Origin of the sequence: Chryseobacterium indologenes (assembly GCF_002025665.1) — a bacterium.
In the GTDB taxonomy this organism is placed as follows: domain Bacteria; phylum Bacteroidota; class Bacteroidia; order Flavobacteriales; family Weeksellaceae; genus Chryseobacterium; species Chryseobacterium metallicongregator.
Genome location: NZ_CP018786.1, coordinates 5,243,618 through 5,257,424 on the forward strand (window position 1 = coordinate 5,243,618; position 13,807 = coordinate 5,257,424).

The 13,807-nt window shown below is 38.0% G+C and carries 11 protein-coding genes; all 11 read left to right on the forward strand.

Going from position 1 to position 13,807, the window contains the following annotated elements; translation table 11 throughout:
* Positions 1–187: 187 nt before the first annotated feature.
* Positions 188–1,306, forward strand: a complete 1,119-nt coding sequence (locus tag BUE84_RS23770) for a sensor histidine kinase (RefSeq protein WP_079243774.1) — start codon at positions 188–190, stop codon at positions 1,304–1,306.
* A complete protein-coding gene (locus tag BUE84_RS23775) occupies positions 1,303–2,067 on the forward strand; it encodes a LytR/AlgR family response regulator transcription factor (protein ID WP_034691944.1) in 765 nt (254 codons plus the stop codon). The genes BUE84_RS23770 and BUE84_RS23775 overlap by 4 nt, the downstream gene beginning before the upstream one ends.
* A gap of 272 nt (positions 2,068–2,339) precedes the next feature.
* Positions 2,340–3,461 carry an efflux RND transporter periplasmic adaptor subunit gene (locus BUE84_RS23780; RefSeq protein ID WP_079243775.1) on the forward strand — a complete coding sequence of 374 codons (1,122 nt, stop codon included), beginning with the start codon at positions 2,340–2,342 and terminating at the stop codon, positions 3,459–3,461.
* A 29-nt stretch (positions 3,462–3,490) separates the two neighbouring features.
* Positions 3,491–6,649 carry an efflux RND transporter permease subunit gene (locus BUE84_RS23785; protein ID WP_079243776.1) on the forward strand — a complete coding sequence of 1,053 codons (3,159 nt, stop codon included), beginning with the start codon at positions 3,491–3,493 and terminating at the stop codon, positions 6,647–6,649.
* Positions 6,636–8,051, forward strand: a complete 1,416-nt coding sequence (locus BUE84_RS23790; protein WP_079243777.1) for a TolC family protein — start codon at positions 6,636–6,638, stop codon at positions 8,049–8,051. Before BUE84_RS23785 ends, BUE84_RS23790 begins: the two co-directional genes overlap by 14 nt.
* Positions 8,052–8,307: 256 nt before the next feature.
* Positions 8,308–8,886: a DUF4840 domain-containing protein gene (locus BUE84_RS23795; RefSeq protein WP_079243778.1), complete on the forward strand. Its 579-nt coding sequence runs from the start codon at positions 8,308–8,310 to the stop codon at positions 8,884–8,886.
* 103 nt (positions 8,887–8,989) lie between these two features.
* Positions 8,990–9,556, forward strand: coding sequence for an RNA polymerase sigma factor (locus BUE84_RS23800; RefSeq protein WP_079243779.1), 567 nt, complete (start codon positions 8,990–8,992; stop codon positions 9,554–9,556).
* Entirely contained in the window at positions 9,549–10,946 is a 1,398-nt protein-coding gene (locus BUE84_RS23805) for an outer membrane beta-barrel protein (protein WP_079243780.1), read from the forward strand. Before BUE84_RS23800 ends, BUE84_RS23805 begins: the two co-directional genes overlap by 8 nt.
* Positions 10,947–10,988: 42 nt before the next feature.
* A complete protein-coding gene (locus tag BUE84_RS23810; protein ID WP_079243781.1) occupies positions 10,989–11,951 on the forward strand; it encodes a T9SS type A sorting domain-containing protein in 963 nt (320 codons plus the stop codon).
* 467 nt (positions 11,952–12,418) lie between these two features.
* Positions 12,419–12,808: a hypothetical protein gene (locus BUE84_RS23815; RefSeq protein ID WP_079243782.1), complete on the forward strand. Its 390-nt coding sequence runs from the start codon at positions 12,419–12,421 to the stop codon at positions 12,806–12,808.
* A gap of 99 nt (positions 12,809–12,907) precedes the next feature.
* Complete coding sequence (locus tag BUE84_RS23820) at positions 12,908–13,792, forward strand: DUF3347 domain-containing protein (RefSeq protein WP_079243783.1); 885 nt, start codon at positions 12,908–12,910, stop codon at positions 13,790–13,792.
* Positions 13,793–13,807 lie beyond the last annotated feature (15 nt).

A 13,807-nucleotide genomic window follows, 5' to 3' on the forward strand; every position in this document is an offset into this window, starting at 1 on the left:
CCCTTACTCTAAAAATAATGTGATGTTGCATAAAATGATGATGAAATGTCTTTTTCAGGTGATGAACCGTCACATCCATTTGAACACTGTTATTTTACGTTTCATGTCCTGTTTTGGCGGTCTCGTCTAAAATGGAGGATACTCATATAAAATCTATTTCTATATTTACATTCATAAAGTCCCGGATATGAATAGGATTTCTACCATCAGGAAAAATTTAGTACGGAATAAGAAGATTCTTTCCACTATGAAAAGAAGGCTCGTAATCTGGGCATTGGCAGTTGTTACTTTCTGTGTTTTCTCCTACCTTATTGATCCCTTTGATCCTGTTTGGAAAGGATATCTGGACGCTCCACTGAAGATGATTCTGGAAGATGCCACATGGATTGTCTTTTTTTCCATCATCATTTCAGAGGTAAGTATATTTATTGACAGAACACTCAATAAGTGGCTTCCCTGGAGAAACAGAACGGTAAAACGACTGTTTATCCAGTGTTTGCTTCAGATCGTGGGAAGTGTGATGATTGTGATCATTATTAATGCCATTGTAGACTGTACCTCAGTCACGTTGCCCGAAATGGATTCCCGCAAAGAATATACACTTCTTGGACAATGGATCGCAACCAATATTGTAATATCATTGATTATCAGTGCATTTAATACCGTAGATTATTTATTGGAAAACTGGAAAAAAACAGCAGTAGAAGCAGCTCAGCATAAACTGAGGGCTTCCAAACATAAGCAGGCTGCAATGGCTGCAGAGCTTCAGGCTCTTAAGCTTCAGATAGATCCTCATTTTATTTTTAATAACTTAAGTGTGTTGTCAGAACTTATTCTGGAAGACCAGCAGCTAGGGTATGATTATTCCGAGAAGTTTGCGAGAGTATACAGATACCTGTTGGTCAATTCCAAAAAAGACATTATCGCAGTAGAAGAAGAACTCAAATTTTTAGAATCCTACATCTTTCTGATTGAAAAAAGAATTGGTGAAGGAGTGGTATTCAAAATAGATATTGAAGAAGAATACAGATCCAGATTCACCCTTCCGCTGTCTTTACAGTTATTGGTTGAAAATGCCATTAAACACAATCAGACATCCAAAGTAAGTCCACTGGAAATCCATGTTTATACAAATGAGGAAGGAGAATTGGTTGTTTCTAATACTATTCTGCCTTTAATCAATAAGCCGGATTCCTCAGGAGTAGGGCTTACCAATATTATTGCACGGTACGAAATCTTAGGATACCCTAAACCCGTGATTGAAAAAACAGAAGATAAATTTATTGTAAAACTCCCATTGATATGAAGATTAATAAAGTTTTAATCGTTGAAGACGAAAGACCGAATGCCGACAGATTAAAAAGACTGTTGTTGAAGTTAAGACCCCATATCGAAATTCTGTCTGTAGAAGACTCGATTACTTCAACGGTACACTGGCTGGAAAATAATGTGGTTCCGGATGTTATTATGATGGATGTGCGGCTTGCGGATGGGCTCAGCTTTGAAATATTTAACAAACATGAAATTAAAAGTGCTGTTATTTTCACTACAGCCTATGATGAATATGCAGTACAGGCATTCAAGTATAACAGTGTAGATTACCTTCTGAAGCCTATTGAAGAGGAAGAACTTGATGCCGCCTTAAAACGCTATGAAACCTTTATGGAATCCGTTCCGGTAGTAGGAACAGCCATCGAAGGACTCTTGAATTACATACAGCCAAAAGATTACAGAAAACGTTTTCTCATCGCTCACAGAGATGGATATAAAACCGTTCTGGCAGAAGATATCCTATACTTTTATACCGAATTGGGAATCAGCAAAGCCATGCTGAATACCGGAGTGGTAGAAAATGTTCCGCAAACCCTGGAAGAGCTTGAAAAACAGTTAGATCCCAAATTCTTTTTCCGTGCCAACAGACAATTTATCATTCACATCAATTCCGTAAAACAGATCTTTAATCATTTTAATGGAAAATTAAAGCTGGAACTGAGGAAACAACCTGATATGGAAGTCATTGTAAGCCGGGAAAAAGCTTCCATTTTTAAATCCTGGATGGATTATTAATTCTAAAAAAATACAGAGGAGATTGCTTTTACAAAGAGCAATCTCTTTTTCTTTTTACTTGTGAAATACATTAGTTTATCCTTAATGATTCCACTCTTATTTCCACATGAAAATCTCTTTTTTGTCACAATTATAAAGGAAAATAACGGTTTTCCTTTCATTTTTGCTATCATACGTTTCACCTGCAATTAATGACACTTCACCCAACTTCTGAATGAATATCCCTATAAGATGAAGTTATTTTGCTCCTGTAAAATTTAAAAACCAATGTTATGAATTACAGAAAAGGATATCTGGTACTTTCACTTACAGCTGCAGCGATACTTTATTCGTGTGGCTCCGGTAACGGCCAGGAAAATGCTCAGCAGATGCAGCAGGCATTGCCTACAGATTTTATCCAGGTGAAGTCCGGAGATGCAGACGTGTCTACAGGATATCCCGGAAGCATAGAAGGACAGGATAATGTAGATATTAAAGCACAGGTAACAGGATATCTGGAAGCAGTATATATCAAAGAAGGACAGTATGTAAGCAAAGGACAGACCCTTTTCAGAATAAATCCATCCGTGTATAATGAGCAGGTAAATACCAATGAAGCCGCCTTGAAATCTGCTATTGCAGCACAGGAAACAGCAAGACTTGAAGTGGAAAAACTAAAACCCCTTGTGGAAGGGAAAGTAGTTTCAGATATGCAGCTGAAAACAGCACAGGCAAGTTATAAAGCAGCATCAGCACAGGTAGCACAGGCACAATCATCATTAGGATCATCAAAGATCAATGCCAATTTTACCTACATCAAAGCTCCGGTTAGCGGATATATTGGGCGAATTCCGAATAGGGCAGGAAACCTTATCAGCCCGTCAGATGCCTCTCCGTTGACAACCCTTTCAAGCATCAACAGCGTGAATGTATACTTTTCAATGAATGAAGCGGATTTTATTGCCCACAGCAGAGCATCGGCATCAGGAAATACTGCAGAAAATGTTGAGCTTATTCTGGCAGACGGCTCCACTTATTCTCTTCAAGGGAAACTGGAGAATGCCAGTGGAAACTTTGACAGAAACACCGGAAGTATTCAGATGAAAGCTGTTTTTCAGAATCCTGATAAATTATTAAGAGCAGGAGGAACTGCAAAAGTTATGATTCACAATGCTCTGAATGGAGTGATTAAACTTCCGAAAACATCTGTAAAAGATATTCAGGACAGATTCTTTGTCTATAAACTGAATGGTAAGGATAAAGTAAAAATGACACAGATTACCGTTTCAGGAAGTACTTCTCAGGATTACTTTATCAAAGAAGGAGTGAATGCAGGAGATAAGATTGCCATCAACAGAATTGATGCCCTTACAGACGGAGCACAGGTGGTGGCACACACAGTTCCTTTGAAATAGTTGTATAACCATTCTTAGAAAATTCAAAAATGTTAAAAAAGATAATAGACCGTCCGGTACTGGCGACGGTAATATCCCTGATCATCGTCATTTTAGGGATTATAGGATTAAACCAGTTGGCGGTGACCAGATTCCCGGACATTTCTCCGCCTACGATTACCGTTTCAGGATCGTATCCCGGAGGAAACAGTGAAACCGTGATTCGTTCCGTGGTAACTCCGCTGGAAGAACAGATCAATGGAGTGGAAGATATGGAGTACATGAAGTCTACCGCAAGTAATGACGGTACATTTTCCATCTCCATTATATTCAAACAGGGAGTGAATGCCGATCAGGCTGCTGTGAATGTACAAAACAGAGTGCAGCAGGCCACTCCGATCCTTCCGCAGGAGGTCGTAAGAATGGGATTGACCACTTCAAAGCAGCAGAACAGTATGGTATTGATTTTCAATATTTATACTGAAGATAATAAACAGTACGATGAAACTTTCCTTCAGAACTATGCGAATATCAACCTTATCCCGCAGGTTAAAAGAGTAAAAGGAGTAGGACAGGCCATGGTATTCGGATTGAAAGATTATTCCATGAGAATATGGCTTAACCCTCAGAAAATGTCCTCGTACGGACTTGAACCGGCGGATGTTTCCAGAGCCATTGCAGACCACAGTTTGGAATCTGCTCCGGGTAAACTGGGAGAAGAATCTGATGCTGCTTTAGAATATGTAATCAGATACAAAGGAAAAAAGAACAAGCCTGAACAATATGAAAGTATTATCGTTAAAAATACAGGAAGCCAGGTTATTAGGTTAAAAGATGTAGCCCGTGTAGAATTCGGAGCCATTTCAAATACGGGAGACAACCTTTCCAATGGGAAAAATGCGGTTACTGTAGCCATCATGCAAACCACAGGATCCAATGCCAATCAGATTGAAATTGGGGTAAACAAAGCGCTTGATCAACTATCAAAATCATTCCCTCCTGGTATCAAATACACAAAGGTAATGAGTACCAAAGAAAGATTGGATGAGGCTACAGGACAGGTGAAATCTACTTTGATAGAAGCATTTATTCTGGTATTTATCGTGGTATTTATTTTCTTGCAGGATTTCAGATCAACAATTATTCCGGCAGTAGCAGTTCCGGTAGCGACTATTGGTACCTTCTTCTTCCTTCTGGTTTTAGGATTTACGATCAACGTACTGACCCTTTTTGCCCTTGTACTGGCCATCGGTATTGTAGTAGATGATGCCATTGTAGTGGTGGAAGCCGTTCATAGCAATATGGAAGGAACAGACCTTTCAGGAAGAGAAGCTACCCACAAAGCGATGAGTGAAATTACAGGAGCGGTTATTTCTATTACATTGGTGATGTCGGCAGTATTCATTCCCATCGGGTTTATGTCCGGTTCTGCAGGATTGTTTTATAAGCAGTTTGCCTATACATTAGCCATAGCAATTATTATTTCTGCAGTTAATGCCTTGACTTTAACTCCGGCTTTGTGTGCCGTGTTTTTGAAAAACAATCACTCAGGAGAAGGTAAAAAAACAAAGGGATTCGGGCAAAGATTTGCGGTAGCATTCAATGCTGGATTCAATAATATGACTAACCGTTATGCAAAAGGAGTACGCTTTTTAATAGGAAGAAAATGGATTGCAGGAGGATTAATTGTAGCCGTTATTGGTGTTGCAGGATGGCTGATGTCAAGCACGCCTAAGAGTTTTGTACCAATGGAAGACGACGGATTCTTCATGTACACTTTAAGCATGCCTCCTGGGACAGCATTAACCAAAACGACCGAAGTTTCCAACAAGATCAATGAAATCTTAAAAGGAGTAGAAGCCGTGCAGGAAAATACTTCCATTACCGGATATAACCTGCTTAGTAACAGTGCGGGACCTGCTTATGCAATGGGATTCGTTAAACTGAAACCCAAGAAAGAAAGAGGTGAGATTCAGGATATTCAGGAAGTGGTTGACATGGCGAATGCAAAACTGGGAGTGATCAAAGAAGGAAGTGTAATGACCTTCAGAATGCCTCCGGTAGAAGGATACGGAATGACGAATGATGCCGAAATCGTGCTTCAGGACCGCATGGGAAGAGATCCTCAGGTTCTTAAAGCCAAAGCAGATGAACTGATCGGTCAGCTGATGCAGGTTCCGGAAGTAGCATTTGCCTACACGATGTTCAGAGCAGATTATCCCCAGATGGAGCTTGAAGTGAATGAAGACAAAGCAAAACAACTGGGAGTAAGCATTTCAAATCTGTTGGGAACTGTTCAGACCTATTTCTCAGGAGACCAGTCTCAGAATTTCTCAAGATTCGGGAAGTTCTACAGAGTGAATATTAAAGCAGATGGAGTTTTCAGAATGGACGAGCAGGCGTTCAATGATATTTTCGTAAAGAATGAAAAGGGAGATATGGTTCCGGTGAATACATTGATTACTTTGAAAAAAGTCTACGGTCCGGAATCCGTTCAGCGATACAACCTTTACAATTCATTAAATATCAACGTGTCTCCAAAACCTGGAGTAAGTAACGGAGAATTGATGGGTAAACTGGAACAGACTTTAAGCAAATTACCATCTGATTACAGTTATGAATGGACAGGATTGAGTCTGGAAGAAAAGTCCGCAGGAAATCAAACAATTGCCATCTTCGGGCTGTGTTTACTTTTTGTATATCTGCTACTGGCAGCTCAATATGAAAGTTATATTCTTCCTCTTGCGGTAATGCTTTCTATCCCAACGGGTATTGTAGGAGCATTCTTAGGAATAAAAGCAATCGGACTGGATAATAATATCTATGTGCAGGTAGGATTGATTATGCTTATTGGTTTGCTGGCTAAAAATGCGATTCTTATTGTAGAGTTTGCCATACAAAGAAGAAAAGCAGGTCTTTCGATTCTGGATTCTGCATTGGAAGGAGCAAAGGCGAGATTACGTCCGATCATCATGACTTCATTAGCATTTATTGTAGGGATGATTCCACTGATGATTTCCACAGGAGGAATGGCTTCCGGAAACAAATCCATCAGTACAAGTGCAGCCATGGGAATGCTGAGCGGAGTGGTTTTAGGAGTTTTTGTAATTCCTGTACTATACATGTTCTTTCAGTATCTGGATGAGAAATTCTCTACCAAAAAGAAGTATAATACAATAGAAAATCAATTGACAAATGAGAATATTTAATATAAAGAATTTCCTTATTTCAGGCGCAATGGTATCACTACTGATGTCATGTGCCGTAGGGAAAAAATATACAAGAACAGATCTTCAGCTTCCTGAAACTTACAAAGAACATGTGCAGGTAACGGGAGATACTGTGGTACTGCCGTGGAAGACATTCTTCAAAGACCCAAAATTGATAGGCTTAATAGATAAAGCCCTTTCAAGAAATAATGAAGTAAATGTCGCTTTGAAAAATATAGAACAGCTGGATCTGATTTATAAACAAGCTAAGCTGGGGCTGATGCCAACATTAGATCTTACAGCAGGAGCCAACAGAAGCTGGGCTTCCACCAATACGCTTAACGGCTCTTTGAACGAACAGTTTGTCGGTACAAAATATATGGATGATTTCAGCGCTGCCCTGAGGCTTTCCTGGGAAGTAGACATTTGGGGTAAAGCTAAAATGCAGAAAGAATCTGCAGCAGCAGAATATTTTGGACAAAAAGAAAATTTAAATGCCATCAAAAGCAGAATCGTAGTCCAGGTAGCTCAGGCTTATTATAATCTGATCAGTCTTGATGAACAGCTGAAAATAGCCGAACAGAATATTGAATTGAGTGACAATACACTTAAAATGATGAATCTTCAGTTTAAAGCAGGGCAGATTAATTCATTAGCTGTTCAGCAATCGGAAGCGCAGAAAAAAACAGCCGAATTGCTGATTCCTTTAGCAAAACAGAATATTTCTATCCAGGAAAATGCTTTGAGTATTCTTTGTGGAGAATATCCTACCGGAATAGAAAGAGAAGGAGATCTGAAAACAATGATTCCTGAAAACAAATTGTCAGAAGGATTACCTGCACAATTGCTAAGCCGTAGACCAGATTTAAAAATGGCAGAGTTTAACGTAATTAGCCTCAACTCAAAAACCGGATTGGCAAAAGCCGCAATGTATCCAAGTATCAGCCTGAGCCCGCAGATAGGAGTGAATTCCAATAAATTCAGCTCGTGGTTTGATATTCCCGGATCTATTACCAAAGCAATTGCTGCCAATCTTGCTGCCCCGATTTTTCAGAAAAAACAGTTGAAAACAGCTTATGATACTGCTTTAATTGAACAGGAAAAAGCGGGCATCAACTTTAAACAGTCAGTAATGAATGCGGTGGGAGAAGTTTCCGATGCTATGGCGAAATCTAAAGGTTCTTCAGAAAGATTACACCTTTTAGAACAGAGAACAGCTATTCTTGACAAAGGAATCAATGATGCGCTGAAGCTGTATAAAAGTGGAATGGCAACCTATCTTGAAGTCATTACTGCCCAGAATAATAAACTTCAGAATGATCTGGAAGCCATCAACGTCACCCTTGAAAAATTAAATGCTGAGGTAGATCTTTACAGAGCACTTGGCGGTGGAGTACAATAAAATACAACAGGTAAATAACGAAAAGGAAGCTATATCATATAGTTTCCTTTTTTGCTGTTTATAAAAGACAGATAGAGCTTCATTTTTATAACAGGTACGGAATTTGCAATGAGATGATGAAATTTTATATTCACAAAATCAAGGTGTTATGATTTTTTTTATTCTTTTTTAAAAAAAGTACGCAAGATTTTCAGAAAACAGGATTTATATAGATGAGTACTCGAAAATAATTAATGTTTAACGAAAATGTAATGCAATGAAAAAATTGACAGTACCCCGATTTTTTATAACAGTTTTAATGGTTTTAGTAGGATTTACCCTATACTCATGTAATGATAATGAAGGACCGGATATTCCACCTGTAAAAATAGAAAACTTACCAGGTAACTATAAAGGAAAACTGATTATTGTACAGGGAAATATCAAAAGAGAAGGAGTAAAAGAGTTCAAAGTAAAGAAAGACACCATCTCATTTGCAGAATTTCCAATAAGTGAAATTGTAAAGACTGTGGTGAAAGATCCTGTAAAAGCAGAAAATGCCATAAAAACACTTGGAAAAGTGAAATATGAGGTTAAATATGCTGCAGTAATCAATACTTCGAATAATGTGATAGAGCTTACTTTGACCCCAAAAGCAATGGAACTTCAGATTCCTGTAGACGGTGTGAATAAAAAGACAGTGGTAGAATTTGTTTCTAAGCAGAAAGGATATTATGTAGGGTTGGATCAAACGCTTAGATATGCTCTCACAGCAGAAAAAATTACAGTAGATGGTACATTGATTACTCCTTATGAGGTGATTGATTATAATTTTCCATTCTGTATAAAAAATTAATTAATAGATATTATCATCAATGGATTGCGCCTTATTAAAAAGATGCAATCTATTTTTGCTTGACAGTTTAACATCCCAGTGGATACGGAGGCAGCAGCATTATATGGAAGAAAGTAAAGAACAGATTTTGGTAAAGCACCTTCTGATGAAGGAGGAAGCTGCCTGGAAAGAGCTTTTTGGAGCTTATTCCAGAAATCTGTCCTATGTATGCTCTCGTTATCTGACAGAAAAAGAAGATGTTCATGATGTGCTCCAAAACAGTTTTATTAAAATGTTCCGTTCGATAGAATCTTTTGAGTACAGAGGAAACGGTTCTCTAAAAGCCTGGATGACCCGTATCACAGTCAATGAATCGTTGAAGCATATAAAGCAGAAAGGAAACTTTAAATCTGCTGTAGAAGTAAATGACCTTCCAGATATTTCTAATGAAGAAGAACCGGATTTTGAAGAGATTCCCCGTGAAGATATTATGATGATGATCAGAGCACTTCCTGATGGCTACAGAGCTGTTTTTAATCTGTATGTGTTTGAGAAAAAAAGCCATAAAGAAATTGCCGTACTGCTGGGGATTGCAGAAAACTCTTCTGCATCTCAGTTTCACAGGGCAAAAGGAATGCTTGCTCAGAAAGTAAAAGAATTTAAAATGTCAAGAAAAGCACAATATGAATAACGAATGGCTAAATAATCTGCGAAGCAGAATGGATGACCATGAAGAGGACGTTCCGGAAGGGTTGTGGGATGACATTAAAGATGAATTATTTTCCGGAGAAGAAAATAACAGTATTCCCGGATTTATTCCTGAGGTTCATGAAGAGGGAGCAAAGAAAGAAATGAGAACAAATGCAGGAAACAGATCCATATTTTATCGCGTTGGAGGGATTGCAGCGGCCATTGCATTATTGTTTTTGCTGACCAAAATACTACCCCAGAATGATACCGGAAAAACTCTGTCTCAGAAACCGGCAGATGTGAAAGGAGAAAAGGGAAAAAGTTATGTAAAAACTACAGAAAATGAGAATATTTCAGGCAGTGAAATAAAATCAAAAATAGATGATTTTTTAGCTGAAAATATATTGAACACCAGTGCTTCGGAGAAAACGTTGACACAAAGATATGCTGATAATGGAGCAGAAAATCAGGCTGGAAGCAATCAGAAGATCCAGGATGTCTTCAAGCTTCCGACAGCATCGGAGTCTTTTGAGCAGGAAAGTAAGATCGCCCAGAAAACATCAGTTATTGATGATACCGTGAAAGAAACTATAAAAGAAAAGGTTTCTGATGAGGTTCTCTTTAATCAGGAAAAAGTAAAGGAAGCCTATGCAGAAAATACACAGCGTAAAGCCACAAAATCCAGGGATAAAAAGTCCTGGATGTTAGGTATGCTTACAGGAAATATGGGTTCCAATTCTGCAGAACAGCAGTTTCCCGGCTATGCTTCAATCACTGGAAAAGCAATGAATGTTGATCAGGTATGGGCTACTTCTGAATATCATGATGATCCTTTGACGGCCATATTACTGGCCAATCAAAGTCAGCCGGTAGAAGCGAGAATCAGACATAAAGTACCGGTGACGTTCGGACTTTCTGTTTACTATAATTGGGGAAAAAGATGGGGAATAGGAACAGGGCTGAATTATACCAAGCTGTCTTCAGAACTGCATTCGGGAAGTGACAATAATTATATTAAAGGAGATCAGACAGTTCATTATATAGGAATTCCTGTTCAGGTTAATTATAACGTCATTCAAAAAGGGAAATTCACAGGATATATTACAGCTGGAGCGCTGGTAGAAAAACCAATAGCAGGTAATATTACAACAACTTATGTTGTCGATGATCAAATTAAGGAGTCCTCAAAAGAACGTGTGGAGCCCAAACCTTTGCAATTTTCTGTCAATACAGCTGTAGGATTTCAGTTAAAACTTATTGATAAAGTCGGAATTTATGCAGAACCGGGAATAGGGTACCATTTTAAAGAAGAAAATGCTCCCAATACCATTTACAAAGAAAAACCTCTTCAATTTAATATGAAATTCGGAATCAGAGTGCTGCTGGATTAAGGCACACCATTTTTACAACACCAAACTTAATAATCTATATATATGAAAACAAAACTAATTTTTTTAGTGGCTGTACTATTCAGCATTCTGAATATTAAAGCACAATGTACACCCACAATTACCAGTGCAAGACTTGGACAAAAGTATCCGGGAACGATTTTATTCTGTAGTACTGAAGATGAGGTTCTTTCCACGACACAGATGTATACAACGTATCAGTGGTACAAACAGGAATGGACATGGCAGACACCTAATAATAACCCATGGGTAGCTATTCCGGGAGCAACATCTCAACAGTTAACTATTAGTGGGAACGATCAGTTGAATTATTTTAAAGTAGTGGTTTCTGAGGGCGACTGTACAGCAGAAAGTCCTACGGCATTTGCAGATGGTTTTGTATATGGTCTGCCGGCTATGATGACCACTTATACGCCTGGAACATATCAGGAAAATGCGGGAACAGTGAATGTCTGCAACGGAGCTTCTGTACAGTTTGATAATATTTTTCCTGTTGTATATGGTAAACATACCTGGTTCAGATGTGTGCCGAGCAGTAATCCGCCGGTAGTGGGGGATCCTTGCATTATCCCGGGAGTAGTAGGAGATACTTATGTGGCAACCAGCTCAGGCAAATACGGATTTTATGCCTGTACGGAATATTGTCCGGATCAGTGTGAGATGTTAGACCCGTTTGCATTTGTAGAACTGAATTTCGGAGATTGGGAATTCTGCAGCAATTTGGGAACAGGAGAGACAAAAATAAAAGATAATAATCTGAAAATTTATCCTAATCCTACGGCGCAGCATCTTTACATTGGGAAAGAATCGGATAAAGTCTATAAGGAAGTTATCATCATTGATATGTCTGGAAAACTTGTCCTGAAGAAAGCGGATCACAGATATAACCAGGCGATTGATGTAAGTGGTCTGGTACCAGGAAATTATATCATTGTTTCTAAAAGCACAGATGGAACAGAATATAAAAATAGATTTATAAAGAAATAATAGGATTATACAATCTGAAGAGGTTAAAAATTGATTGTGGGAAGGAAGAATGGATATCAGAGGAGGGATGTTCCTTGTATTGAAGAAGAACTGAAGTGATTTATTTTAATACTTTACGCTCATAGATACATTTCATCCTTGTTAATCTAATGACGGTCATAATTACCCCCAAAAGGAGCTTTCTCTTTCTGGCATCCGGCTTCCTGACTCACACTTATTTTTTTCAGTATTCAGACCAATAATCTTTTTCGTTAGTTTTTAATAATGGTTGAGTCGGTACAATTTTTTTTGTACCGGTTTTTTTTATTCTATGATGAGATAAATTCCTTTGTTGCAAGCTTTCCCTGAGGAATTTTCTTTTCAGGGATACATTGTGTTTCTTATAAATAATATAAACTTGCAGAAAATTTTATAAAAATTATTTCATAAAAAAAGATATAAATCATAAATGTTGTAACTTTGTTTGGTTGAAACCTTATAACAAACATATCGGCCACATTCTTATCCTGTGTCTGGTGCTTTTCTTAGTACCGAACTTAGGCTTTGCGTGCACAAAGAAAGATATCAAAAAGGATCAAACCTTAGGTTATAAGTGTCAGACCAGCAGCTTATCAGATAAATTCTGCTGTAAACCCGGTTTTTGTAAAAAAGATAAAAACCATAATGACTGCAATGGCAAATGCAAACATAATTCCTGCCGATGCGGAACTGTGATCTCATTAACAGGACTTCCTGTTATGGCCGATCTGAAAATCAAAAATCATTTCAGAGAAGAAATGAAACTTAAATTTAGTTTTACTCAAACCTATTATTCTTCAGGGTTTTCTTCTATCTGGCAACCTCCCAAAATAGGATAATTACCTGGCCGTACAGCCAGAAATAGGTCTTGTCGAAAGCAAACTTTTGTTTTCGGACAATCTGTTGTATTCCAATTATCAATTTTTAAAAATCAAAAAATGAAATCATTATCAAAAATATTGATGGTAATCACTGCATTACTATCATACACCATAGGCTTTGCACAGATAAAAAATGCAAAGACAGAGACGGTAAAAATATACGGCAACTGCGATATGTGTAAAACCAATATCGAAAAAGCCGGGAATCTAAAAAATATTTCATCTGTAGAATGGAATGAAGATACAAAAATGGCTACCCTGAATTATGATGCCCAAAAAACAAATCAGGAAGAAATACTAAAGCGAATTGCATTAGCTGGTTATGACAGTGAAAAATTCTTAGCTCCGGACGATGCTTACAGTAAGCTACCAGGCTGCTGCCAATACAAAAGAGAGCTAAAACCTGCCAGCATGAATAAAGATCAGGGAATGAATATGAATAATGAACACGCCAATCATGATCACAGCAAAATGATTCAGGCCAACACTTCTGAAAATAAAAACGAATCTCAGCTTAAAGCAGTTTTTGACAATTATTTTTCTTTAAAAGATGCACTGGTAAATACTGATGCAGGAACCTCATCTGCTAAAGCTTCCTCTCTGGTAAAGTCCATTCAGAATGTTGAAATGGGAAAACTTTCCAATGAAGAACATACCGTTTGGATGAAAGTTTTAAAAGAACTGACAGCACAGGCAGAAAAGATAGCAACTACTAAAGACATTGAAAAACAAAGAGGCACTTTTGCACTTCTGTCCGAAAATATGTATGCCCTTACCAAAATTTCAAAACAGAGCGAAACGGTGTATTACCAGCATTGCCCAATGTTTAATAATGGAAAAGGAGCAAACTGGCTTAGCAAAGAAGAAGCTATCAAAAATCCGTTTTACGGGTCCAAAATGCTTACCTGTGGCAGTGTTCAGGAAACGATTAACAATAAATAATAAAATTTTTAATAA